The 23,964-nt window shown below is 45.0% G+C and carries 18 protein-coding genes; 12 read left to right on the top strand and 6 right to left on the bottom strand.

Going from position 1 to position 23,964, the window contains the following annotated elements; translation table 11 throughout:
* Positions 1–55 precede the first annotated feature (55 nt).
* Positions 56–1,255 carry a CynX/NimT family MFS transporter gene (locus tag B9Y67_RS09715; protein ID WP_085506501.1) on the top strand — a complete coding sequence of 400 codons (1,200 nt, stop codon included), beginning with the start codon at positions 56–58 and terminating at the stop codon, positions 1,253–1,255.
* A gap of 12 nt (positions 1,256–1,267) precedes the next feature.
* Positions 1,268–1,444: a hypothetical protein gene (locus B9Y67_RS20670; RefSeq protein WP_176223951.1), complete on the top strand. Its 177-nt coding sequence runs from the start codon at positions 1,268–1,270 to the stop codon at positions 1,442–1,444.
* 37 nt (positions 1,445–1,481) lie between these two features.
* Here B9Y67_RS20670 and B9Y67_RS09710 read toward each other — a convergent pair whose 3' ends face one another.
* From B9Y67_RS09710 to B9Y67_RS09700, 3 genes are all read right to left on the bottom strand, one after another.
* On the bottom strand, positions 1,482–1,868 hold the full coding sequence (locus tag B9Y67_RS09710; RefSeq protein WP_085506752.1) for a hypothetical protein: 387 nt from the start codon (positions 1,866–1,868) through the stop codon (positions 1,482–1,484).
* Between the two features lie 140 nt (positions 1,869–2,008).
* A complete protein-coding gene (locus B9Y67_RS09705; RefSeq protein WP_085506500.1) occupies positions 2,009–2,668 on the bottom strand; it encodes a hypothetical protein in 660 nt (219 codons plus the stop codon).
* A 70-nt stretch (positions 2,669–2,738) separates the two neighbouring features.
* Positions 2,739–4,109, bottom strand: a complete 1,371-nt coding sequence (locus B9Y67_RS09700) for an alkaline phosphatase (RefSeq protein ID WP_441007553.1) — start codon at positions 4,107–4,109, stop codon at positions 2,739–2,741.
* A 564-nt stretch (positions 4,110–4,673) separates the two neighbouring features.
* On the opposite strand from B9Y67_RS09700, the gene B9Y67_RS09695 reads away from it, so the two are divergent.
* On the top strand, positions 4,674–6,548 hold the full coding sequence (locus tag B9Y67_RS09695) for a Xaa-Pro dipeptidyl-peptidase (protein WP_085506499.1): 1,875 nt from the start codon (positions 4,674–4,676) through the stop codon (positions 6,546–6,548).
* A 40-nt stretch (positions 6,549–6,588) separates the two neighbouring features.
* On the opposite strand, the gene B9Y67_RS09690 is transcribed toward B9Y67_RS09695, so the two are convergent.
* On the bottom strand, positions 6,589–7,794 hold the full coding sequence (locus tag B9Y67_RS09690; RefSeq protein ID WP_085506498.1) for an amidohydrolase: 1,206 nt from the start codon (positions 7,792–7,794) through the stop codon (positions 6,589–6,591).
* Positions 7,795–7,975: 181 nt separating this feature from the next.
* Here B9Y67_RS09690 and B9Y67_RS09685 point away from each other — a divergent pair, with 181 nt between their 5' ends.
* Positions 7,976–9,406 (top strand): YfcC family protein, encoded by a 1,431-nt coding sequence (locus B9Y67_RS09685; RefSeq protein ID WP_254901764.1) that lies wholly within the window; start codon positions 7,976–7,978, stop codon positions 9,404–9,406.
* A 39-nt stretch (positions 9,407–9,445) separates the two neighbouring features.
* Here B9Y67_RS09685 and B9Y67_RS09680 read toward each other — a convergent pair whose 3' ends face one another.
* Entirely contained in the window at positions 9,446–9,835 is a 390-nt protein-coding gene (locus B9Y67_RS09680) for a DUF1259 domain-containing protein (protein ID WP_085506497.1), read from the bottom strand.
* 152 nt (positions 9,836–9,987) lie between these two features.
* On the opposite strand from B9Y67_RS09680, the gene B9Y67_RS09675 reads away from it, so the two are divergent.
* The 3 genes from B9Y67_RS09675 (at position 9,988) to B9Y67_RS09665 (ending at position 13,779) form a co-directional block, all read left to right on the top strand.
* Positions 9,988–11,244: a cytochrome P450 gene (locus B9Y67_RS09675; RefSeq protein WP_085506496.1), complete on the top strand. Its 1,257-nt coding sequence runs from the start codon at positions 9,988–9,990 to the stop codon at positions 11,242–11,244.
* Positions 11,245–11,562: 318 nt separating this feature from the next.
* A complete protein-coding gene (locus B9Y67_RS09670) occupies positions 11,563–12,003 on the top strand; it encodes a cell wall hydrolase (RefSeq protein WP_085506495.1) in 441 nt (146 codons plus the stop codon).
* A 285-nt stretch (positions 12,004–12,288) separates the two neighbouring features.
* Positions 12,289–13,779, top strand: coding sequence for a Na+/H+ antiporter NhaC family protein (locus B9Y67_RS09665; protein WP_085506494.1), 1,491 nt, complete (start codon positions 12,289–12,291; stop codon positions 13,777–13,779).
* 71 nt (positions 13,780–13,850) lie between these two features.
* Here the strand turns inward: B9Y67_RS09665 and B9Y67_RS09660 are convergent, their stop codons facing one another.
* On the bottom strand, positions 13,851–14,309 hold the full coding sequence (locus tag B9Y67_RS09660) for a DinB family protein (protein WP_085506493.1): 459 nt from the start codon (positions 14,307–14,309) through the stop codon (positions 13,851–13,853).
* A gap of 122 nt (positions 14,310–14,431) precedes the next feature.
* On the opposite strand from B9Y67_RS09660, the gene B9Y67_RS09655 reads away from it, so the two are divergent.
* The 5 genes from B9Y67_RS09655 (at position 14,432) to B9Y67_RS09635 (ending at position 23,958) form a co-directional block, all read left to right on the top strand.
* Positions 14,432–15,154 carry a 3-ketoacyl-ACP reductase gene (locus B9Y67_RS09655; RefSeq protein ID WP_085506492.1) on the top strand — a complete coding sequence of 241 codons (723 nt, stop codon included), beginning with the start codon at positions 14,432–14,434 and terminating at the stop codon, positions 15,152–15,154.
* A gap of 413 nt (positions 15,155–15,567) precedes the next feature.
* A complete protein-coding gene (locus B9Y67_RS09645) occupies positions 15,568–16,896 on the top strand; it encodes a S8 family peptidase (protein ID WP_085506749.1) in 1,329 nt (442 codons plus the stop codon).
* A 182-nt stretch (positions 16,897–17,078) separates the two neighbouring features.
* Positions 17,079–17,240: a hypothetical protein gene (locus B9Y67_RS20665; RefSeq protein ID WP_176223950.1), complete on the top strand. Its 162-nt coding sequence runs from the start codon at positions 17,079–17,081 to the stop codon at positions 17,238–17,240.
* Between the two features lie 622 nt (positions 17,241–17,862).
* Positions 17,863–22,452 (top strand): glutamate synthase large subunit, encoded by a 4,590-nt coding sequence (gene gltB, locus B9Y67_RS09640; RefSeq protein WP_085506490.1) that lies wholly within the window; start codon positions 17,863–17,865, stop codon positions 22,450–22,452.
* 18 nt (positions 22,453–22,470) lie between these two features.
* Positions 22,471–23,958, top strand: a complete 1,488-nt coding sequence (locus B9Y67_RS09635) for a glutamate synthase subunit beta (protein ID WP_085506489.1) — start codon at positions 22,471–22,473, stop codon at positions 23,956–23,958.
* Positions 23,959–23,964 lie beyond the last annotated feature (6 nt).

The following is a 23,964-nucleotide window of genomic DNA, read 5'->3' as shown; positions in this document are numbered from 1 at the left end:
TTTTGAAAATGATAGGATGATAATTAAAGATTCACGACATGAGAGGAAAATAATAATGACAGACCACCCTCAACAAACGAAAAAGCTTCTTTTCATCATAGGGGTCATATTTGTGGCGTTCAATTTGCGACCGGCAATTACGGGAGTCGGTCCGCTCATCAGTTCCATTCGGATTGATCTTGGAATTTCTTATGGGGCTGCCGGTTTTATCACCACGCTGCCGTTGATTTCCTTTGCAGTATTTTCTTTTCTAGCTCCGCAGCTTGGAAACCGTTTTGGTTATGAACGGATGGTTTTCGCAGGGTTAGTGACACTGATGCTCGGTATCTCGATTCGCTATATTGCCGCTCCTCCGACGTTATATACAGGTACTGCGCTTGTTGGAATAGGAATCGCCATTTCCAATGTGCTGCTTCCGGGAATCATCAAGGGCAGGTATCCAGGCAGAATTGGCTTGATGACAGCCGTTTATACCACCTCGATGTCCGTTTTTTCCGCTGTCGGATCAGGGCTTAGCATTCCGCTTGCAAAAGGACTGGGGCTTGGATGGGAAAAAGCACTGTTCGCCTGGATACTGCTTGCAATGATTGCCGCTTTACTATGGATTCCCCAGCTTTCCCGACCGGTGAAAAATGAGGATAAAACCTTTGCCAGGCTGTCAGGACCACCAATATGGCAATCGAAAATAGCCTGGCAAGTGACCATTTTTATGGGGCTTCAATCGTTTTTATTTTACAGCCTGATTACCTGGCTGCCGGAGATTATGACCGGAAAAGGACTTGGGATTGCAGCAGCAGGTTGGATGGTATCGACAATGCAGCTGGCCGGACTGCCGATGACCTTTCTGACGCCCGTATTGGCTGACCGCTTCCGTAACCAGCGGGGCCTGATTATAATGATTGGGGTACTGTATCTCACCGGCTTGACCGGAATGTTAGTTAGCACCACTACTGGTTGGCTGACCGGGAGTGTAATGCTGATGGGGATGGGACAGGCGTCCAGTATCAGCCTTGCCCTCACCCTGCTTGGTCTCCGTGCCGCCAACGCCCGTGAGAGTGCGGCGTTATCCGGAATGGCGCAATCATTTGGATATGCCTTGGCTGCTATCGGTCCGACCCTGATCGGAATGATACTTGATGTCTCCGCAACCGTCATCACACCAATTGTAATTTTTATCGGAATATTGGTTGTCATGATAGCAGCAGGGCTTGGCGCTGCGCGCAATCAGACGGTATTTGCACATGTAAAGGAGTAGGGGGTAAACCCTTTGATAGAAGTAATAAAGAAAGGATATCCTTACGTGTTTGGAGCGCTCGTGGCTGTAATTGTTTTGGGCTTGTTTCAAGACGGGCCAACCCATTGGGGAAGCTTGGTAAGGACAAGTGCAGCTGGTTTGATTGGTACGTTTATTGGGTTAGGGTTGAAGAAGTTTTTCTCAGAATAGAAGAGATGACCAGTCTGGCACAGGCTGGTCATGTTTATTAATAGTGGAAATTTCTTTTGAAAAACGCTTCTCTTACATTAACCGTATAGATTAATACAATCATAGACCACACAAAGTTACCGGTATAGGGCTGGGGAGCTTGATCCGTTATAAGCAGCAGGCTAATCACTCCAAAAAGCATCGAGTAGGTGACCATTAGCCAGAACCCCCATTTTTTCAACCTCATATAACCATAAATCATACCTCCGGAAAACAAAGCAACAGTCGCTCTTACGATTTTTTCAGGGGCGTTTGGAATACCAAACCGTTCTGCTATACTAATAGGTTCAGCTTCAGCCTGATAAAAGATAGCCGTAAATAATAAAACCAATGCACCAAATATGTAAAAATAACTTATTAATGTAACCCCTAATGGCCTCTTCATCCAGATGCCCCTTTTTTTAGTCTGCACCATGTTGGCTCACCATCCTTTATTATTGATTTGACATTACCTTACAAAAATCCTTTAAATAATTTAAATAAAGACCACATCCTCAAGGGATATGGTCTATACTGCCGCTAAAATCATTTAAAAGGAATCGTCATTTCCTCGCCTTCATTGATAGATTTCTGTTCGCCATCCATGACATCACTCGTAGTAATGGTGATAGATTCCAACTCATCGACACTTGTTTCATTCAGCACAAAACCCATATTTCCAACCTTAACTTCACCAGGTTCATAGTCTCCATAAAGATTTTCCAGATAGAAGTCGTCATCGAAATCTTTTTTCTCACCTGTGTTCGTTTCCAGTAAATCTATCGGGGCAAAATTAACTGGCTGATCGCTGGTGTTTTTAATGGCAACGGTAAACTTGATATAGTCGAAGTTCGCTCCATTATGGCTGAATGCATGAAAATAGTCGATCAAGTCAGGGGAAGGGGAGTAGTTCATCACTTTTATATCTTCGATTACAAGCTGCATCGGCCCGACTTCTTCAACTGTTTGTCCTTCTTTGATGGCCTTGAGTGTCAGCTGGCCGTTTTCATCCTCGGCATGGTCGCCTGCTTTTTTAAGATTACGGTCGTTACTTGCCTGCGGGTTGTTGGTATATTTGGTTTTTTCCGGGATGTCAAAAGGTGCTGTGCTGTCCTTTGCTTCCGCATGACTTTCGCTGTTGGTGCCATTTGCTGAGCATCCAGCTAGCAGCATCACGCTAAGAACCACCATTATCAGGTACTTCATGAACGTTGCCTCCCTATATCATCGTGTTAGAAAAGTGGCCGCTGCCGGAAAGACAGCGGCATATTAATTATTATTTCACTGATCGATTACCTTCTAATACTGCCATCACTTTCTGTCCGATTTCATGGTTATCATGCAGACCTGCGAACTGGTCGGATTGTGGACCGTAGCCATATACGATAACGTCCTCCCCAGTATGTCCGCCAGTCGTCCAGCCCGTGCCGGAGCGAAGGTCGAAAATGTGCTCGATGGCATTATCAATCTCTGTTGTATCTCCTTTATCTGCCGCATCTTTAACCGATTGGATCTCTTCCTGTGTCAATTCCAGATCGATATAGCTGGAGAGCGTTTCTTCTACATCTGCACCATCTGCAATTTCAGCAGCCATGAAGTCCGGTGTGCGCTTCGCTGCTTTGATCGGTTCTGGATCCCACTTATACTCACCATCACGCCCCATAGCCATCCCGCCGGTAGAATGGTCAGCCGTTGTGACCACTAGCGTGTGCTTGTCCTTTTTGGCAAATTCGATTGCTTCCTGGTAAGCTTCTTCAAAATCCTGCATGTCACTCATTGCAGCTACGACATCATTATCATGACCCGCCCAGTCAATCTGGCTTCCTTCGACCATTAGGAAAAATCCATCCTGATTTTTGCTTAAGCGGTCTAAAGCGGAAGACGTCATCTCTTTGAGTGATGGTACGTCTTCTGTACGGTCAATCATCTTGTCCATCCCTTTTGGTGCGAATAAGCCAAGTACCTGTTCACTGTCATCATTCAGCATTTCTTCACGTGAATCTACATAGCTGAAACCGTCCTGCTGGAATTCTTCGGTAAGATTGCGGTCTTCCCGGTCAAAATAAGAAGTTCCACCGCCAAGGATGACATCAATTTTATGTTCGCCATTCACTTTTTCATCGAAATAATCATCGGCAATATCATTGTAATTATGGCGAGATTCATTATGTGCACCGAACGATGCCGGTGTTGCGTGGTTCACCTGGGAGGTGGCGACAAGCCCGGTCGATTTTCCTTTTTCCTTTGCCAGTTCCAAAGCTGTCTTCACTTCATTCTTTTCCATGTCGACAGCGATGGCGTTGTTGTATGTCTTGATTCCGGCAGCCATCGAAGTAGCAGCGGCAGCCGAGTCTGTGATGCTTTCCTCTTCATCCCATGAATAGGTTTCCTGCATCCCGATCAAGTCCTCATCGAATGCTGTGTTTTCCGTGTAAGGGGTTGAAGGGTCGTCTTTTAAGTATCGATAAGCTGAAGTGTAAGAAGTGCCCATGCCATCCCCAATTAGAAAAATGACATTTTTAATTTCGCCTTTACTGTTTGGTTGAGCCGCTGCTTCATTCCCAAATGTTCCAGCCGCACTTCCAAAAACAACGGTAGACATGATAGCGACGGGCAGCAATTTCTTTGAAAAATTTTTTTTAAACAAACCTGATTCCTCCCATTACGTTATGTTATTGATGTACAGCAATCATATTACGGAGAAACTATTAATCTAGTATGGAGAGAATGTTAAGGGTTTGTAATTTTCGATGAATTTCACAAATGCCTAGATTGATGATTCTTTAGACCTTGTTATGTGAAGTACTTAACTGATTCTAATTAACCATATATAATATTTCGTGATACGAAATATTCAAAAGGTATCTAGGCCTATAACCCTTCATTTTTTAGCTTATCAGTCCTATGATATCAAAATATTCTGATAACATTGCCTTTCCTAGATTTTGGTATTACGATAACTCTAATATAAGAAAGGAGGATAGATTACTAGTTATTACCTATGCATTATTGTTGCTCCGACGACTGACCTTCGTGTTCCCCCACCATGAATCCTACATAAGTAAGCATTTTAGCTAAAATCAGGGAGGAAGATAAGTGTGAAGATTGAGCCTTCCGGTACGCTTTTTGCTAGAGCTAAAAGGCGGATAACAACTTTCGAGAGGGTGTATATATACAGGGCACCCTCTCTATTTTTTAAGGGAGGAATTACATGATAAAAGCTAGTGGTAAGGGGTGGCTGCTGTCTATTAATCTATTCATCATTGCGTTGTTTGCAGTAACAGTCCCGGTAAGCGCGGAAGAACAGGGGTCTGCCCATCAACTGCAGGATGGTGTGACAGAGCCTGTTTTCTCTTATGAAGATGCCATTCGTGAAACAGTCTATGTGGAATCCGATTTAGATACAGATAGAAATGGAGAGCCGGATCGGATAGCTATTGACATCATCCGTCCAGGTGAAACAGAGGATGGATTAGAGGTGCCGGTAATCATGGATGCGAGCCCTTATTATGAAAGGCTTGGCCGCGGTAATGAATCAGAAATTAAAGATACGGACGGTGACGGGGTAAATGACCAGTTTCCGTTATTCTATGACAACTATTTTGTTCCAAGAGGGTATGCAGTCGTGCTTTCTGATATGGTAGGCACAAATAATTCTGATGGCTGCCCGAACACAGGAGGTCCAGAGGAGACGGAGAGTATCAAGGCTGTGGTGGAATGGCTGAATGGCAATGCGCCCGCTTATACAGAAGGCGGGGAAGAGGTCACTGCTGACTGGACTACAGGGAAAGTCGGCATGATTGGAAAATCCTATGACGGCACGCTTGCCAATGGAGTAGCTTCCACTGGAGTGGAAGGGCTTGAAACGATTGTACCCATCGGTGCCATTTCAAGCTGGTATGACTACTATCGTTATGGCGGCCTGATTTATTGGAGGAATGGTCCTTCTGGTCTTGCTAATACTGTAGTCAATTCGGAACGAAGAGAAGCATGTGCAGGTGTCCGTGAAGAAATGGTCCTGGAAGCTGACGATGAAACAGGGGATTACAATCAATTCTGGGATGAGCGCAACTATGTCCCGGACGCTGACAATGTAGAAGCTAGTGTATTTTTGATCCATGGATTGAATGACTTTAACGTGAAACCAAAGCATTTCATGCAATGGTGGGAAGAGCTGTCAGCAAACGATGTGCCAAGAAAAATATGGCTCACCCAAACCGGACATGTCGATCCGTTCGATTTCAGAAGAGACGAATGGGTGAATACACTGCATCGCTGGTTCGATCATTGGCTCCTTGATATTGACAACGGCATTATGGATGAACCGATGGCCGATATCGAACGCGGAAAAGAAGAATGGGAGACATATGAAACGTGGCCGGCAGATGAGGCCAGGGAAACAAAAATCAGGCTCGCTCCTGCTGACGATGAAGCCCCTGGCACCTTGACCACGGGGCCTGTACGGGGAAACTTCGATCAGTTCTTTATCAACGACCCGAGTCAGTCGGAAAGTGATATGGTAGCGAATGAATTCACAGAAAGCGAGAACCGTCTGATGTTTTTATCGCCTGAATTGGAAGAGGAAGTAAGATTCAGTGGCACACCAACGGTAGAAATTCGTTCGAATGTCGATATGGAAGATGCCGGGCTGACTGCCTTGATTGTTGACTATGGCAGCGATGAACGGATCAACCACACGAATCGCGGCGAAGGGATCCGCACCCTGGACGTTGAAGATTGCTGGGGTGAGAGTATAGAAGGCGACGACGCCTGCTATAAACAAACAGAAATCGTTACCCATGAAGCTCCATATGAAATTGTGACGCGCGGGTGGATGGATGCGAAAAACTGGAAGTCCCTATCCTATGAAGAATGGCTAAAACCGGACAAAAACTACCATTTCCGGTTTGACTTGCATCCGGAAGACTATGTGTTCAAACCAGGTCACCGGATCGGTGTAGTTATTGCAAGCAGTGACCGCAGGTATATAAACGCATATGATGAATCAGTAGAGTTTGAGGTATCACTTGGACAAAGTACCGTTACACTTCCGGTTGTCGGAGGGAAGCAGGAACTGGGTTTTTAATCTGAAAAAAGGCTGGCCATGATGAGGCCAGCCTTTCCTATTAAACTTCTACTATTTTTTGCTCCTTTTCAGTAAAGAATCCATGATTCATCAAAGCAAGCATGAATACTTTGCCGATCGTAGCCATGGAGCTTTCATCCACATCAAATTTAGGGTGATGATGAGGGTAGATGGCATTCATTTCTTCATTTTTCCCACCAACAAAGAAAAATGTGCCAGGGACTTCTTTTAAGTAATAGGCAAAATCCTCTGCCCCCATAAACGGTGGCATTTGTTTAACATCGAATCCCGGTAAGTTTTCTTCTGCTAATACCCTTAATGAAGCTGTTTCCGCTGGGTGATTATATAAAGAAGCATGGCCGAAATGGTAGTCAACACTTATTTCAGCACCAGTCTGAACTTCCAACGCATCTGCAGTTTTTTGTATTTTGTCTTTAATCATTTTCCGAACTTTTTCATCATATGTCCGTACCGTACCTTTTACCGAAGCAGAATCAGGAATGACATTTAGTGCTTCTCCGCTATGAAAAGATCCGACAGTGATGACAGCTGCTTTTAATGGATCTACGTTTCTGCTTGCGATTTGCTGCAAACTCATGACAAGCTGGCTGGCTGCAACAACAGGGTCTATCGTTAAATGAGGGAGAGCTCCATGCCCGCCTTTTCCCTGAATATCGATTTCAAACGTGTCAGCTGCCGCCATTGTAAAACCTTCGTTGAATAGAATTTCACCAGTATGGTTATCGGACCAGACGTGTGCCCCATAGATCGCATCAACCTCTTCAAGGCAGCCATCAGCAATCATCGCTTCTGCACCACCCGGGCTGACTTCTTCGGCAAATTGATGAATGAAGACGACCGTTCCGGCAAGTTTATCTTTTAATCCGCTTAATACTTTTGCCACTCCTAACAGCGCTGCAGTGTGAACATCATGGCCGCAAGCATGGCTGACACCATCCACTTTTGATTTATAAGCTACATCTTTTTCGTCCTGCATGGGGAGAGCATCAAAATCTGCTCTTAGCGCAATGGTTTTTCCTGGATGATTACCGTGTAAATAACCGACCACACCATTCCCGCCGACTCCTCTTTTTACTTCCAAACCTAAACCTTCTAAGTATTCTGCAATTAGTTCGGGGGTACGTTGTTCCTGGTGTGAAAGTTCTGGATGCATATGTAAATCTCTACGAATTTCCACTATTTCTGAATGTTGCTCATCTAGTAATTGAAACATTGATTGAATCATGAAAAAGCCTCCTAATAATCTACCATAATATAAAAAACCACTTTGCAATTATTCACTATAACTTATATAATATACAACATCGTTCAAGTTATCAACTCGATAAATGTTGAAAAATAAGGATTTAGCGAGGGTGGTAGAACGGCGTGATTGCATAAAAATAATATTGGAGGTATGAATATAAATGAGTGCGCAACCTGAAGAGAATATGGAAAAACATCATGAAAAAAGTAAAACTAAGAGAACATGGGAGATGCCAGATACATACGTTATTCTGTTTTTGGTGCTATTATTAGCAGTTATTTCCACTTATCTTGTGCCGTCTGGCTCCTTTGAAAGAGAAGTTGTGGATGAAGTAGAACGTGTAGTCCCTGGTACATATACAACAGTCGAAGGAAACCCTACGGGATTCATGGATATATTCTTAGCGTTGCAGACTGGAATGATAGAGTCCGCCGGATTGATTTTTCTAGTGTTATTTGCCGGTGGAGCTTTTGAAGTAGTGGAGCGTTCTGGAGCCATCAAGGGAGGTATTTTACGGGCGGTCAATAAGACCCAAGGAAAAGAGTTTTTGTTGATTGCTGTAGTATCTGTATTGTTTGCCCTTGGGGGAGCAGTCGGAGCTGTAGCTAACTCCGTCATTCCTTTTGTAGCCATCGGAGTAATTATCGCAAGAGCACTGAAATTAGATGCGATTGTTGCTGTAGCCATCACATTCGGTGCTACATTTGCTGGCTTCAACGTCGGTTTCCTGAACCCTTATACAGTCGGGATTGCCCAATCGATTGCGGATATACCCCTGTTTTCAGGAATGCTGCTGCGGGTGATAGCTTTTGTTGTCATCGTAGGAGCGACCATCATGTACACTTGGTTCTACGCTAAAAAAGTATTAGAGGATCCAGGTAAAAGTCTGATTGGAGTATTGAACGCGGAACAGGGAAGTAAGGGGGAACTGACCGCACCTTTTACCGGCCGTCATAAAGTCATTCTTTCTTTTGTAGGAATTTCTTTGCTGTTTTTCATTTTTGCAACCATTCAATATGAGTGGACAATCGACCACATGGCTGCCTTTTTCATCATAATCGGGCTCGTTTCCGGCGTGATTGCCGGGATGAATTACAACAAACTTGCGATTACTTTTTTAGATGGCTGCCAGAAGCTTGTATATGGGGCCTTGATTATTGGAGTGGCAAGAGCCATATTAATTGTTATGGAAAATGCGGCAATTCTTGATACATTTGTTCATGCATTATCAATACCATTAGAAGGACTGTCGCCTGTATTCGCAGCATTAGGTATGTTTGTAGCTAATGGTGCCATGAACTTTCTGGTGCCATCGGGATCCGGCCAGGCTATGATTGCCATGCCAATACTCTCACCACTGGCAGATATGATTGGGGTCACACGACAGGTTGCTGTCCAGGCCTATCAATTTGGTGACGGATTTACCAATAGTATTTTTCCTACCTCTGGTCCACTGATGGCCAGTTTAGCCGTTGCAGGAGTCTCTTGGATCAAGTGGGCAAAATGGATGCTGCCGTTGCTGTTAATCTGGACGGTTATTGCTATCGCCATGCTGGTGATTGCTGTCATGATTGGCTGGGGGCCAGTATAAAACTTCACATGACGGGCCATCTAAGAAAGGATGGCCCGTTTATTTTTGAAACACCCGCAATGCCTCTGCGATCTTATGGGCGAACGACAAAGGTGGTTCTACTGATTGAAAATGAAGATATAATATTGTTGGCTCCGCAAACAGCCAATGGTTATGCAATGCGCTGACCAGGATGCCATTTTTCTGCAGTATCGAAATAAATGGATAGACCTCCTCTTCTAAAATCACCGTCTCTCCCATATTCAACGCCCAACCATTCTGATCCAATGACTCGAACATCATCTCGGCATGTAATTCTGCTTTGCTGGGACGGCCTTGAATTGTTACCTTTAAGTCACGTTCAAGTTCCACTGAACAAACCCCATGCTCGAACTTCGATTCTCCTCCCAATATTCTTCCAAACTGTTGGCATAGTTGTTTCCTATTCATAGTGATCAACTCCTTACTCTTCAACATATGTGGCACATAAAAAAATATGGCTGAACTTATCGGTATCATCCGGCATGCAGGGGTTTGCTGAGAGGTTTCTGGGGAACATAACTACAAACTATCTTAAGATGGAAAAGGAGCGATCTATTCAGATGAATGCAGTAACTCCAGTCCCACGTGAAAAAACATTGGATAATAGCCTTGCTTTGTTGAAAGAAGGTTACCATTTCATTCAAAACAGATGTGAAACCTATGGGTCGGACGTTTTTGAAACACGATTGTTAGGAGAAAAAGTAATCTGTATGAGTGGTGAAGAGGCCGCCGCACTTTTTTATGACAAGGATAAATTCACGCGCAAAAACGCTGCGCCAAAACGGATTCAAAAGACACTGTTTGGAGAGAATGCTATTCAAGGGATGGATGGAAAAGCCCATGAACACCGGAAACAATTATTCATGTCCCTAATGACAGAGGACAGGCTGCAGAAGCTTTCGAATCTGACAACAGAAGAATGGCGGGCCAGACTTTCCCTGTGGGAAAAGGAAGAGGAAACCGCCCTTTTTCAGGAAGCGAAAGAAGTGCTCTGCCGTGTTGCTTGCCGCTGGGCCGGCGTTCCGTTAGAAGAGGAAGAAGTAAAAGAGCGGGCAGATGATTTTTGGGATATGGTCGATGCCTTCGGAGCGGTCGGACCGAGACACCGGCAAGGAAGAAAAGCCAGAAGACGAGGCGAAGCGTGGATTAAGAAAATAATCCATGAAGTACGTGATGGCGAGTTGGAAGCAGAAGAGGATACAGCGCTTTATGCCATGGCCTTCCACCGTGATTTGGCCGGCGAGCATCTTGACTCGAAAATGGCAGCAATCGAATTAATTAATGTGCTGCGTCCTATCGTCGCAATTACAAACTTTATCGCATTCAGCGCATTAGCTTTGCATGAACACCCGGAATATCGCAGGAAATTGCAGAAGGCGGATGATGCTTTTTTTGAGATGTTTTCCCAGGAGGTACGCCGTTATTATCCGTTCGGACCGTTTTTAGGAGCGCGGGTGCGCAGGGGTTTTATCTGGAATGATATCAAATTCGAAAAAGGCCGGCTCGTATTGCTGGATATTTACGGAACCAACCATGATCCGCGTCTCTGGGAAGAACCGTATAAGTTCTATCCGGAACGATTCCGTGAATGGAATGGAGGTCTCTTCGACCTGATCCCGCAAGGAGGCGGCGACTATTACAAAAACCATCGCTGTCCGGGAGAATGGGCAACATTACGCGTTATGAAGGCGAGCCTCGACTTTCTAACAAAAGACATCACCTATCACGTTCCCGAACAGGGTTTGACCTACAGCACGGTCAGAATGCCATCTGTCCCCGAGTCAGGAATAATTTTAAGCGAAATCAAAAGAAAATAAATGGCATAACATCGAGTGTGAGATCAGAAAGGTTTTACACTCAAGACCATTGAGAAGTGAAAACCTTGAGTGGACAGCCTTTATAGATGGGTTAAAGACCATAAGCGGGCGAAACATCCATGGGGAAGGTCATTACAGCATAGATAAAGACCACACGGAACAGTCGATACGTCAGGGACGGTCATTTAAAATCCCATAAAGACCACCAGGAAGCAGGAAACCTGGTTTAACAGTCTTTATATATAGAGAAAAAGGTCATCTGAAATTTACTCTCATTGAATCCAGGCTTTTTTCATACAATATCTTTGGGGTGAGAAAATGCCAAGAGTAAAATACAGAGATTCAGATGTTGCCTTAATGGCGAGGATGATGAGAGCGGAAGCCGAAGGGGAAGGAAAGCAGGGAATGCTGTACGTCGGCAATGTCATTGTTAATCGTGCGGTAGCCGATTGTTTAGACTTCAAAGATGTAAGAAACATCAATGATGTCATTTTTCAGGTGCAGGGTGGAAATTATTCTTTTGAGGCTGTCCAAAAAGGCAATGTATTTTATAACCGGGCGAGGTCCGTGGAAAAAAGATTAGCAAAAAAGAATTTAGACTATTGGAGACAACATCCAGGAAAATATGCTCTTTGGTATTTCAATCCATATGCTCCGTGTCCGCCAACCTGGTACGGCCAGCCTTTTGCGGGTCAATTTAAGAATCATTGTTATTATGAACCACAGGCTAATACGTGTGATAGTGTGTATATGGGTTAGGGGCCTCAGAGGACACTTAACTTGCTCTGGAAGAAACAGCATGCAAATCATAAAGGTAAGCCCGGATCATAAATCCGGGTTTATTTAAGTTTCTTGTGACCGAAATCCCTGCCCTCCCGCAAATTTATTTAATAATAATTGTCCTTCCCTTGCCAGAAAATCCAGGTATGGTTCGAAAGTATAAATGGGAGCCTGTCCCCGAGCTCTGCATCCTGTTGTAAACGTTTACAAAAATCGTAGATATGATACACTTATGCAGTGAAATTTTTTCTTGGAGGGTGTTTTATGGGAAAAAAACAACACGATGAAGCTATTAATGAAGCGGTCGGTGAAAAATCGATCAAGAAGCTGGAATTCCGCGGCGGTGTTTTTGCTGCGACGATTCCATTGGTGTTTTTCATCATCTGGGCGATCTCGCTCAGCGTGGCGAAGCTCGTCACGGAAGAAGCGCTGGTGCTTGGTATGGTTATCGGAATTGCGCTCGGACTGTTTTTTACAAAATCGAAATGGTCTGATTACGCTCAGAGTCTGTTCTCAGGTATGGCGCAGCCGATCGGGGTCATCGCGGTCATTGCCTGGTTCTGGGCTGGAATGTTTGCGACATTGCTTTCTGCCGGCGGATTAGTTGATGGACTGATCTGGTTTGGGTTTCAAACTGGTGTAGAAGGCGGTATGTTCGTCGGATTGACGTTCCTGCTTGCCGCTCTGTTTGCGACAGCAGTCGGGACGGGTTATGGGACGGTGGCTACTTTTGGTATTTTAATGTATCCGGCAGGGGTCATCCTTGGAGCTGATCCGGTTATCTTATTAGCAGCGATTTTGAGTGGTGCCGTGTTTGGGGATAACCTGGCGCCTGTATCCGATACGACGATTGTTTCGGCAACAACGCAGGAAGCGGATGTACCTGGTGTAGTTCGATCCAGGTTCAAATACTCGATTGCAGCTGCAATACCGGCATTGCTTTTATTTGTCACTTTTGGTGGTGGAGGTTCAGCTGAAAGCGCGGCAGCTCTTCAGGAGTTCCAAAGTCAGGTCGGCCCGAACGGGTTATTGATGCTTTTGCCATTTATTCTCGTCCTTTATCTTGCCTTATCGGGCCACCACTTACTGACTTCTCTGACATGGGGAATTGTTGCATCGGTTTTGTTCATTTTTCTGACAGGGACAAGCCTGACCAAAGTGCTTCATGTCTATCGCGATGAGTCGGGTGATGCCGTCATTGAAGGGGCACTGATGAGCGGGATTGGTGGTTACTTTAATATGGCGATCCTGATACTGTTTATTCTGGCAGCCGCTCACTTGATGGAAGTGGCCGGTACCATGGAAGTAATCAAAAACTTTTTCTTAAATATCATTAAGAATGTTGTCCGCAGAGCGGAGCTTTCCATGTTTGCAATCGTCGCCTTCTTAAATGTCTTTATCACTATCAATACCGCAGCAGAAATTGCTGCCGCGCCATTTGTAAGAAAAATCGGTAAAGAAATGAACATCCATGCATACAGAAGAGCGAACTTTCTTGATACCGTGACCTCGTCCCTTGGCTACATCTTCCCTTGGAGTGGTGGGGTGCTGCTTGCCTGGGCAACTATCCAGGGTGCTGCGCAGGAATATGATTTCCTTCCAGTTGTAAGTCCTACCGAAGTGTTTCCATTTGTCTTCCAAGGCTGGGGACTATTGCTTGTCATGCTGATTGCGGCATGGACAGGCTGGGGTTTACGTTACAGCGGAAAAAATGGCGAAGAAATCAAGCCGAAAGACTATGAAGAATCGAGATAAACGTGAGGCTAAGACAAAAAGAAACCCGGGCAATGTATCATTCATTGCTCGGGTTTACTTTTATGTAAATGTTACCCTTGTTTGACGAACATAGGAAGGTCGGTATGGCCCATTTCGCGGACATAGACGAATAAGTTTCCTTTATGATGGATTTCATGATCCATCGCCAAGTTCAATACTTGCTCTGCTGGAAGTTTGGTGCCAATCATTTCCGTCAAGTCAATGGTGGCAGAAAAATCTTCGTCAGACATGGATTCGATTAATTTTTCCGTTTCTTTCGTATACACCTCTGCCAATTCGTTCAAGGAAGTTTCCTCTATCTTTTCAAATAGCTCTTTCGTCTGTTGTTGAGCGGCGGCAGAAGTGAACTGATAAAAGCTTTTCAGCATATGATGCGCTAATGTGCGTGCAGACATAGAAGTAGGTGTTGGCTGATAATCGACATGCTCTGTACTGATTTTTCCGATCAATTCATTCGTCACATTGCGGTGAGATAAAAAGTATTGCTTAAACTGCTCGTTCTTTCCCATTTTGATTCCTCCCTATTGGTATTACTTATTTCAGTTTATAAGAAGGGAGGCGTCTAAATAAACAGATATGCTTTTTTCTGATACGCTTAGGATGGATAGAATCATAGAAAGGAGAATGAATGATGGCACAATCACTTACAGGTAAAGTAGCTCTGGTCACTGGAGCAGGAAGAGGAATCGGTAAAGAAACTGCACTTGCCTTAGCAAAAGAAGGGGTCAATGTCGGGTTGATTGCACGAACGGAAGCGGCATTGAAGGAAGTAGCAGCCGAAGCAGAAACACTTGGTGTACAAGCAGCCTATGCTGTCACTGACGTTTCTTCAGAAGAAGAAGTCGAAAAAGCAATCGCAAGTTTGACAGATAAACTCGGTACTTTTGATATCCTTATCAACAATGCAGGAATCATGAAAAAAGGGAGCTTCCTGGAAATGGACCCGGAAGACTGGAAGCAAACCATTGATGTCAATTTGTATGGTGTCTACCATGTTACCCGTAATGTTTTACCACATTTGATTGAAAAACAGGGTGGAGATATCATAAACATTTCATCTATGTCCGGCTTGAAAGGAACAGCTGGATCGACCGCTTACAGTGCTTCCAAGTTTGGTCTGCTGGGTATGAGCGAAGCCCTGATGCAAGAGGTAAGACCACATAACATCCGTGTATTTGCCATGACACCTAGCATGGTGGCCACAGAACTAACTGGCAAAGGCGATATTACCGAAGAAGAAAAACAGAAATTCACGCAGCCGGAAGACATCGCTGAATATATTATTTCCCAGTTGAAGCTCCATCCACGTATCTTTATCAAAACATCCGCCCAATGGGCAACCAACCCATTCTAATCACACAAAAACCCCCTGAGACTTACCATCTCAGGGGGTTTTTGTGACTTTTAAGATTTCCGTTGCTATGGCATCAGGAATATAAAATAGAAAAAACGGAACATTTTATGGATGAAGTCCATCTTGAAACATCTATAAAGTATCTAGCAATGATGTTGATTGGGACGGAATCTGAGAGACTCCTGCGGAAAAACGAGCGGGCGAGACCCCACAGTGAGGTACGAACGAGGAGGCTCGCAAGTTCGTCCGCGGAAAGCGATCAGATTCCGCCCCAATCAACTGCTGGAATGTTTCGTGACATCTACATATTACAGGTTATTAGCCAATTTACTAGAATCATGGACAATCACCTTTCCCTTTCTTCCCTATCTTCATAGGTTATAAGAACTCCAATGAAAGGTAGGGAAAAGGAAATGTTTGGTTATTCGATGGTTCAAATGGTAAGAATGCATGCGGATAAACTGGAAAAGCCACTCCGGGAAGAAGTCCTGAATGGCTACCGTCCATTCAAATGGACACCATGCTTTTTGCATCGTATGTTTGAAGGTTATGTGAAGAAAAGAAAGAAACTTTCCCTGATTGTCGAATTTGAAGAAAACTATTATGAAGCAGACTGTATCAAGCTCCACGAAGTACTCGAACGCCATAGCGGCTGTAAGTTCAAGCATGATTTTGCCAGAATATCCTGCTGTAGCGCTCAAGTTACCCCGTCAGGACTGGAAGACCTGTTAACCCAGTGTAATCATATTAAAAAAGTATATCTTAACCATGAAGTCAATGCACTGCTTGACGTAGCTGTCCCCGCAGCCAACGCGCATAACATCGTACGTAATAGAGCAAGATTGACAGGGAAGGGCGTGACAATCGCGGTTGTCGATACGGGAATTCATCCCCACCAAGATTTAAATGGTAGAATTACAGGATTTGTCGACTTTATCAATGACCGTAGTGAGCCATATGATGACAACGGCCATGGTACCCATTGTGCAGGGGACGCTGCCGGTGATGGGGCAGCCTCTAATGGCAAATATCAGGGGCCAGCCCCTGAAGCTGACGTTATCGGTGTAAAGGTACTGGATAAAATCGGTTCGGGTTCATTGGAAACAGTCATGGAAGGTGTCGAATGGTGTATTAAGTATAACGAGGAACAACCAAATAAACGGATCGATATCATCAGCATGTCCTTAGGGGCAGCCGCACAGAATTTCGGTTCAGAAAATCAAGATCCCATGGTAAAAATGGTAGAGGCCGCCTGGGATGCAGGAATTGTAGTCTGTGTAGCAGCAGGAAATGAAGGTCCTGAACCAAAAACGATTGCAAGCCCAGGAGTAAGCGATCAGGTAATCACAGTCGGTGCCTTAGACGATAAAAATACAGCTGAAACGAGAAGTGACGATGAAGTAGCTAATTTCTCCAGCAGAGGACCAACCATTTATGATGTCATAAAGCCGGATATATTAGCCCCAGGAGTTAACATTGTCTCCTTACGATCACCTGGTTCTTATCTGGATAAAGCACAGAAAACAGCCAGGGTGGAGGACCACTACTTTATGCTTTCCGGAACATCGATGGCTACACCGATATGTGCTGGTATCGTTGCTCTGGTGAAAGAGAGGCACCCGGAAGATTCTCCAAAAGAAATCAAAGACCGCTTGATGCGCAATGCTGATCTATTATGGAAGGACAAGAACCCAAATGTATATGGGGCAGGCTATATCAATGGAGAAAAAGCCATAAATTAACACTTGCATTCCCCGGAAACGGGGGTGCAATTTTTCTGTAAATTTAAAGTTATTAACAATATAGCCAAGAATACGACAGTATTTTTAAGAATTTGCGTAAATGTATTTACTTTATAATAAAATTTGATATTATATAGGTGGAAATAATACTATATAAAGATAAATGAAAGGGGATAGCGAGTATGGTAACCTCTCTATCAATTTTGTCTCTTACTGTTTTTGGCTTTTTCTCTGTTTATGCGGCGTTTGATTCACTGGTTACGCGTATCAAGAAACGCAAGCGCATAACACCACAAACGGAACCTATCCATCAGCAGCCTGTACTGGAGTTTGGACAACAGTAAGCTGCTCATTATATAGATTCTTTAAAAGCAGTACCTTCCTATATAAGGGGGTACTGCTTTTTTAATGGTATTTCCAGATAAAAAAAGTGGGGAGCAAAAGACTCGCTATCCCTATTTACGAAAAATAATCCCCGGCTGCTGGATGCAAGGGGATTATGTATGTAAAGGAATTTCAATTACTAATAAATAGGCTGTCCATCTACTTAAAATATACAGTTTTTTGTATAAATACTATGATTACCTTATTTTTATACAGAGTAAAAATTAACACTTTTTAGGATAACTTACACAAAAAATTTTTTTCGAAGAATGAAAACTTGGAAAACCCTTGTCATTAAAGGGTTTATAAGCAAAAAGAAACACATGAAAGCGTTGTCTTTTTTGTAACATTGCATAGGTCTAAAGTTGCAGTTATTGTATAACGCTGTAATTGACTGACAATTTCATGGTATACTAATTTTCATACTCGAAAAGACTGAATTTTTTCATTAACACTACAATTTTAAATCCTTTAAACAAGTTCTTCTTGGTTAAAGGGATAAATTATAAGAAAGACTAATGCTTTTGCCACCAGCACTTGGTGACAAACCAGGTTTTTCTACTATATAGAGGAGGAATGATCATGGAAAAACACGGATACCCAGTTCCACAAGGTCTTTACAATCCTGCCAATGAGCATGAGGCTTGTGGAATCGGTATGATCGCGAATATCAACGGAAGAAAATCCCATGATATCGTTCAAAACGCGGTTACCATTCTGTGTAACCTGGAACACCGCGGCGGTCAATCAGCCGACGTCAACTCGGGGGATGGAGCCGGTATACTAACACAGATACCCCATCGTTTCTTTTTAAAACAATGTAAGAAGGAAAATATCGATCTTCCCGGAGAAGGGGAATATGGTGTAGGTATGATATTCCTTCCTCAAGATGAGTACAAACGATTGCAATGTATTGAAATTGTCGAAGATATCATCCGTGAGGAAGGCCAAGGACTGTTAGGCTGGCGTACGGTGCCTGTCAATGACTCCTTTGTCGGAGACAGTGCCAAGAAAACGAAGCCGTTCATCCGTCAGGTGTTTGTAGCACAATCGGAACAAATCACAGACAGGATGGAATTTGAACGACGCCTATATATCATTCGTAAACGTGCTGAAAATGAAATTGGCAAGATGGAAGCTTGTGATGATTTTTATATCAGCAGCTTATCGACAAGCACGATCGTTTATAAAGGGATGCTCATCCCCGAACAGTTAGACTCTTTTTATATTGACTTGAACCACCCTGATTTTATATCCGCATTGGCATTAGTACACTCCCGCTTCAGTACGAACACTTTCCCAAGTTGGAAAAGATCCCATCCAAACCGCTATACCATTCATAACGGTGAATTCAATACAATACGAGGAAATGTCAATTGGATGCGGGCGCGTCAAACGTTATGCCAATCGGAATACTTTAATGAAGAGGATTTAGAGAAAATCCTGCCGGTCATTGACGATAATGGCAGTGACTCGTCTATGTTCGATAATGCTTTTGAATTCTTGCATTTATCCGGACGTTCACTGGCCCATACAGCCATGATGATGGTACCGGAGCCTTGGCCGAATAACACGTCTATTGAAAAAGATAAGCGTGATTTCTACGAGTACCACAGCACGCTTATGGAGCCGTGGGATGGACCGGCAGCGCTTGTTTTCACTAACGGCAGCCAGATCGGGGCATGCCTTGACCGTAATGGCCTTCGTCCAGCAAGATATTATGTTACGAAAAATGGCATGATCGTCCTTGGTTCGGAGGTAGGCGCTCTGGATATCTTTGACGATGAAATTGAATATAAAGATCGCTTACAGCCAAGCAAGATGCTTCTTGTCGACTTGGAAAAAGGAAAAATCATTCCAGATGAGGAGATCAAAGGGCAGGTAGTCAAAGAGCAGCCATATGATGAGTGGATCAACAAGCATATGCTTGATCTCGATGATCTTCCACAACCGGTGGAAGAAGCTCCGCTGACAAAAGATGAAAAGCTGCTGGATCACCAGCTCGCCTTCGGTTATACGACTGAAGAATTGAGTAAGATTCTGAAGCCGATGGTTTCCGGCGGAAAGGACCCGGTCGGTTCCATGGGGTACGACTCCCCGCTCGCTGTGTTATCAAAAAAGCCTCAGCTTCTTTATAACTATTTCAAACAGCTTTTTGCCCAGGTAACCAACCCTGCGATTGATGCGATCCGTGAAGAAATCGTAACGGCAGTAGGTACGACGATTGGGGCAGAAGGAAACCTGGTCGATCCTAAGCCGAATAGCTGCAAACATATCCGTCTTGATACGTTTGCCTTGACCAACCGTCAATTGGAGACGCTTCGTCAGCAGAACGTCGATGGATTCCAGGCAGCAACGTTGTCCATCCTATTCGATGCAAAAGGAGAAGGAGCGATGGAAGCCGCTTTAGAGGAGCTGTTTGCCAAAGCGGATAAGGAAGTAGAAAATGGCACCACGTTAATCATCTTATCGGACCGCGGAGTAAACCGTGACAAAGCTGCTATTCCTGCCTTACTTGCAGTATCAGGCTTGCATCATCATTTAATCCGCCAGGGAACACGGACCAAAGTGAGTCTGTTGATCGAGTCGGCTGAGCCTCGTGAAGTTCATCACTTTGCTACATTGCTTGGTTATGGTGCAGAAGGTATTAACGCTTACCTGGCGTTCGATTCCCTCAATGACTTGATTGAACGAGGCGACCTGCAGGGCATCACGTTTGATGAAGCAGTTGACTCCTATGTCAAATCGGTTACCGATGGAGTTGTCAAAGTACTCTCGAAAATGGGGATCTCGACAATCCAAAGTTACCGCGGTGCTCAAATTTTTGAAGCCGTCGGTATCAGCAGTGAAGTTGTAAACAAGCACTTCACATGGACGTCTACCCGTCTTGGCGGGATTGGTCTTGATGTCATTGAAAAAGAAGTATTGATGCGTCATGAGCGTGCCTATGGTGATAATCGTGTAGCTTCTAAGCAATTGGAAGCGGGGGATGAGTTCCAATACCGTGAAAATGGAGAGGATCATCAATATAATCCTCACACGATCCATTTATTGCAGCATGCATGCCGTTCCAATAACTATGAATTGTTCAAAGAATATTCCCAGCTGCTTACGGATGAGCGGAACAACCTGCAATCACTCCGTGGCTTGCTGAAGTTTAAAAATCGGCGTTCGATTCCAATCGAAGAAGTCGAATCGGTCGATGATATTTGTAAAAGGTTTAAAACAGGTGCCATGTCATTTGGTGCCATCAGTCAAGAGGCCCATGAGGCACTTGCGATTGCCATGAACAAGATCGGTGGAAGAAGTAACTCTGGGGAAGGCGGGGAAAACCCTGAGCGATTCACTCCGGACGAAAATGGGGACCTGCGCCGCAGTGCCATCAAGCAGATTGCATCCGGACGATTCGGTGTCAACAGTCATTACCTGGTGAACGCTGATGAGCTGCAGATTAAAGTTTCTCAAGGGGCCAAGCCTGGAGAAGGCGGTCACTTGCCTGGCAAGAAAGTGTACCCGTGGATTGCGGAAGTGCGTGGTTCCACCACAGGTGTTGAATTGATTTCACCACCACCGCACCATGATATCTATTCCATCGAAGACCTGGCTGAATTGATTCACAACTTGAAAAACGCTAACCCAAGAGCCCGTATCAGCGTCAAGCTTGTTTCTGCCGATGGGGTAGGTACGATCGCTGCCGGTGTAGCAAAAGGTAGAGCCGACCATGTATTGATCAGTGGATATGATGGAGGGACCGGTGCAGCTCCGCGGACCAGTATTAAGCACGCTGGTATGCCTTGGGAAATCGGACTCGCCGAAACTCACCAGACACTCGTTCTGAATAATCTGCGCGACCGTATTGCTGTTGAAGCAGACGGTAAGATGATGACTGGACGCGATATTATCTACGCTACCTTGTTAGGGGCAGAAGAATACGGCTTCTCTACGGCACCGCTCGTCGTATTGGGCTGTGTCATGATGCGTGTCTGTCACCTGGATACTTGTCCAGTCGGCGTCGCGACCCAAAACCCGGAACTCCGTAAGAAATTCACCGGGGATGCTGACCATGTTGCCAACTTCATGCGTTTTATTGCGCAGGAAGCACGCGAATTAATGGCGGAGCTTGGCTTCCGCACCATTAATGAAATGGTCGGTCGTTCCGATGTATTAGAACCGAAAGAAGAGATCGATCATTGGAAAGCGAAAAGCATCGACTTCACGTCCCTACTTTACCAGCCGGCTGTACCAGTAGGCGGTGGAACTTACCAGGTTCAACAGCAGGATCACGAACTGGGTTCGAAGCTGGACATGCAAGAATTGATGCCGCTATGTAAAAAAGCGATTGAAACGAAAGAACCGGTGGAAGTAAACCATTCCATCCGTAACATCAACCGGGTAACCGGTACGATACTTGGAAGCGAGATCACCCGTCGCCATGGTGCGGAGGGCTTGCCGGAAGACACCATTCGCCTGAACCTGAAAGGATCAGCCGGACAGAGTTTCGGTGCATTTATTCCTAAAGGCATGACGATGACCTTGATTGGCGATGCCAATGACTATGTCGGTAAAGGATTATCCGGCGGGAAAATCATCGTCCATCCATCCCAGGACTCTACATTTGTTCCGGAAGACAACACGATTGTCGGAAACGTTTCTTTCTATGGCGCCACTGCCGGGGAAGCGTATATCAACGGACTCGCAGGAGAGCGTTTCTGTGTCCGTAATAGTGGAGCAAATGTCGTTGTCGAAGGAATCGGTGATCATGGCTGCGAATATATGACTGGCGGAAAAGTCGTCGTTCTAGGTGCAACCGGCCGTAACTTCGCAGCAGGTATGTCCGGCGGTGTCGCTTATATCCTGGAAGAGGAACAAGGACTGTTTGACAGTAAATGCAACCAGGAACTTGTAGATCTCGAGCGCTTGACTGATCAGCAGGAAATCACGGAGCTATACAAAATGATCGCGAAGCACGTGGAATATACCAACAGTCCTAAAGGACATCGCATCTTGAATGACTGGGATTCCTACGTACCTAAATTCGTACGTGTCATCCCTACGGCTTACCGTGAAATGGAAGACCGTATCAAGAGCCTGCTCGATACTGGTATGAGTAAGTTTGATGCTGAAATGACAGCATTTGAAGAAAGTAAACGAAGTAAAGAGCTTGTAAAATAATAAGAGGAGGGGGATACGATGGGAAAGGCAACAGGATTTATGGAATACGAACGTCAATCACAACGTGAACGTGACCCTTCTGAACGTACGAAAGACTGGTCGGACTATACAGCTCCGATGAAAGATGAAGAGGTCCAAATTCAAGGGGCGCGCTGCATGGACTGCGGCGTTCCCACCTGTCATACAGGCACAGAAATTCAAGGACAGACAACAGGCTGTCCGGTCAACCACCTGATTCCGGAATGGAATGACCTCGTATACCGTGGTCAATGGCAGGAAGCACTGAAAAAAGAGCATGAGCGCAACAATTTCCCTGAGTTCACCGGGATCGCCTGCCCGGCACCTTGTGAAGGTGCCTGCGTCCTTGGCATCAATGAACCGCCCGTGGCTATCCGTAGTGTCGAGCGCGCTATCATTGAAAAGGGATTTGATGAGGGCTGGGTAAAACCGGAACCACCAGCTCAGCGTACTGGTAAAAAAGTTGCTGTAGTAGGCTCTGGGCCTGCTGGACTTGCAGCTGCTGCCCAATTGAATAAAGCCGGACACTGGGTGACTGTATATGAACGCAGTGACCGTGTCGGCGGCCTTTTGACTTATGGCATTCCTGAGATGAAACTGCCATATGAGGTAGTCGAACGACGCGTCAATATCCTGAAAGCGGAGGGCATTGAATTCGTAACGAATACGGAAGTCGGTAAAGACTATCCAGAAGATAAACTGCGCGAAGACTTTGACTCTGTCATTCTCTGCGGAGGATCACAGGTGCACCGGGACATCCCGGCTGACGGCAGGGAATTAAAAGGTATCCATTATGCGATGGATTTCCTTCATTCCAATACGAAGAGCTTGTTGGATTCCAACCACGAAGATGGTAATTATATCTCTGCGAAAGATAAGGACGTAATCGTCATCGGTGGGGGAGACACGGGAACAGACTGCCTTGCGACTTCTGTCCGTCACAATTGCAAGAGTCTTACCCAGTTTGATATTTATGATAAAAAGCTTTCTGCCCGTGATACAGAAGACAATCCATGGCCACAATGGCCGGTTGTCCACCGTGTCGAATATGGCCATAAAGAAGCTGCGGCTGTGTTAGGCGACGACCCACGCGCCTATGCCGTCATGACGAAGAAATTCGTCGGTGACGAAAACGGTCACGTCAAAGAAGTCCACACGGTAAACGTTAAGTTGACCAAGGATGAAAACGGCAAACGCATCCGTGAAGAAATTCCAGGCACTGAAAAAGTATGGCCTGCTGATCTTGTCCTGCTCGCTATCGGGTTCAAAGGTCCGGATCAGGATTTAATCAAGCAGCTTGGTGTCGAAACTACCGAACGTTCCACTATCAAAGCGGAATACGGCGACTATCGTACCAATGTTGAAGGCGTATTTGCTGCCGGAGATATGCGTCGTGGTCAAAGCCTGATCGTCTGGGCAATCAATGAAGGACGCGAAGCAGCCCGCGAATGCGACCGCTACCTCATGGGCTCCACCGTATTGCCATAAAGTTTC

The sequence above is a fragment of the Thalassobacillus devorans genome (genome assembly GCF_900176565.1).
In the GTDB taxonomy this organism is placed as follows: domain Bacteria; phylum Bacillota; class Bacilli; order Bacillales; family Halobacillaceae; genus Thalassobacillus; species Thalassobacillus devorans_A.
This window is presented reverse-complemented; position numbering and strand designations above follow the sequence as displayed.

Bases quoted from the DNA above. Each gene is read 5' to 3' on its own strand.
- B9Y67_RS09715 (WP_085506501.1), top strand. From the start codon at position 56: ATGACAGACCACCCTCAACAAACGAAAAAGCTTCTTTTCATCATAGGG.
- B9Y67_RS09710 (WP_085506752.1), bottom strand. From the start codon at position 1,868: ATGAAGAGGCCATTAGGGGTTACATTAATAAGTTATTTTTACATATTT.
- B9Y67_RS09705 (WP_085506500.1), bottom strand. From the start codon at position 2,668: ATGAAGTACCTGATAATGGTGGTTCTTAGCGTGATGCTGCTAGCTGGA.
- B9Y67_RS09695 (WP_085506499.1), top strand. From the start codon at position 4,674: ATGATAAAAGCTAGTGGTAAGGGGTGGCTGCTGTCTATTAATCTATTC.
- B9Y67_RS09690 (WP_085506498.1), bottom strand. From the start codon at position 7,794: ATGATTCAATCAATGTTTCAATTACTAGATGAGCAACATTCAGAAATA.
- B9Y67_RS09685 (WP_254901764.1), top strand. From the start codon at position 7,976: ATGAGTGCGCAACCTGAAGAGAATATGGAAAAACATCATGAAAAAAGT.
- B9Y67_RS09680 (WP_085506497.1), bottom strand. From the start codon at position 9,835: ATGAATAGGAAACAACTATGCCAACAGTTTGGAAGAATATTGGGAGGA.
- B9Y67_RS09675 (WP_085506496.1), top strand. From the start codon at position 9,988: ATGAATGCAGTAACTCCAGTCCCACGTGAAAAAACATTGGATAATAGC.
- B9Y67_RS09670 (WP_085506495.1), top strand. From the start codon at position 11,563: ATGCCAAGAGTAAAATACAGAGATTCAGATGTTGCCTTAATGGCGAGG.
- B9Y67_RS09665 (WP_085506494.1), top strand. From the start codon at position 12,289: ATGGGAAAAAAACAACACGATGAAGCTATTAATGAAGCGGTCGGTGAA.
- B9Y67_RS09660 (WP_085506493.1), bottom strand. From the start codon at position 14,309: ATGGGAAAGAACGAGCAGTTTAAGCAATACTTTTTATCTCACCGCAAT.
- B9Y67_RS09655 (WP_085506492.1), top strand. From the start codon at position 14,432: ATGGCACAATCACTTACAGGTAAAGTAGCTCTGGTCACTGGAGCAGGA.
- B9Y67_RS09645 (WP_085506749.1), top strand. From the start codon at position 15,568: ATGTTTGGTTATTCGATGGTTCAAATGGTAAGAATGCATGCGGATAAA.
- B9Y67_RS20665 (WP_176223950.1), top strand. From the start codon at position 17,079: ATGGTAACCTCTCTATCAATTTTGTCTCTTACTGTTTTTGGCTTTTTC.
- gltB (WP_085506490.1), top strand. From the start codon at position 17,863: ATGGAAAAACACGGATACCCAGTTCCACAAGGTCTTTACAATCCTGCC.
- B9Y67_RS09635 (WP_085506489.1), top strand. From the start codon at position 22,471: ATGGGAAAGGCAACAGGATTTATGGAATACGAACGTCAATCACAACGT.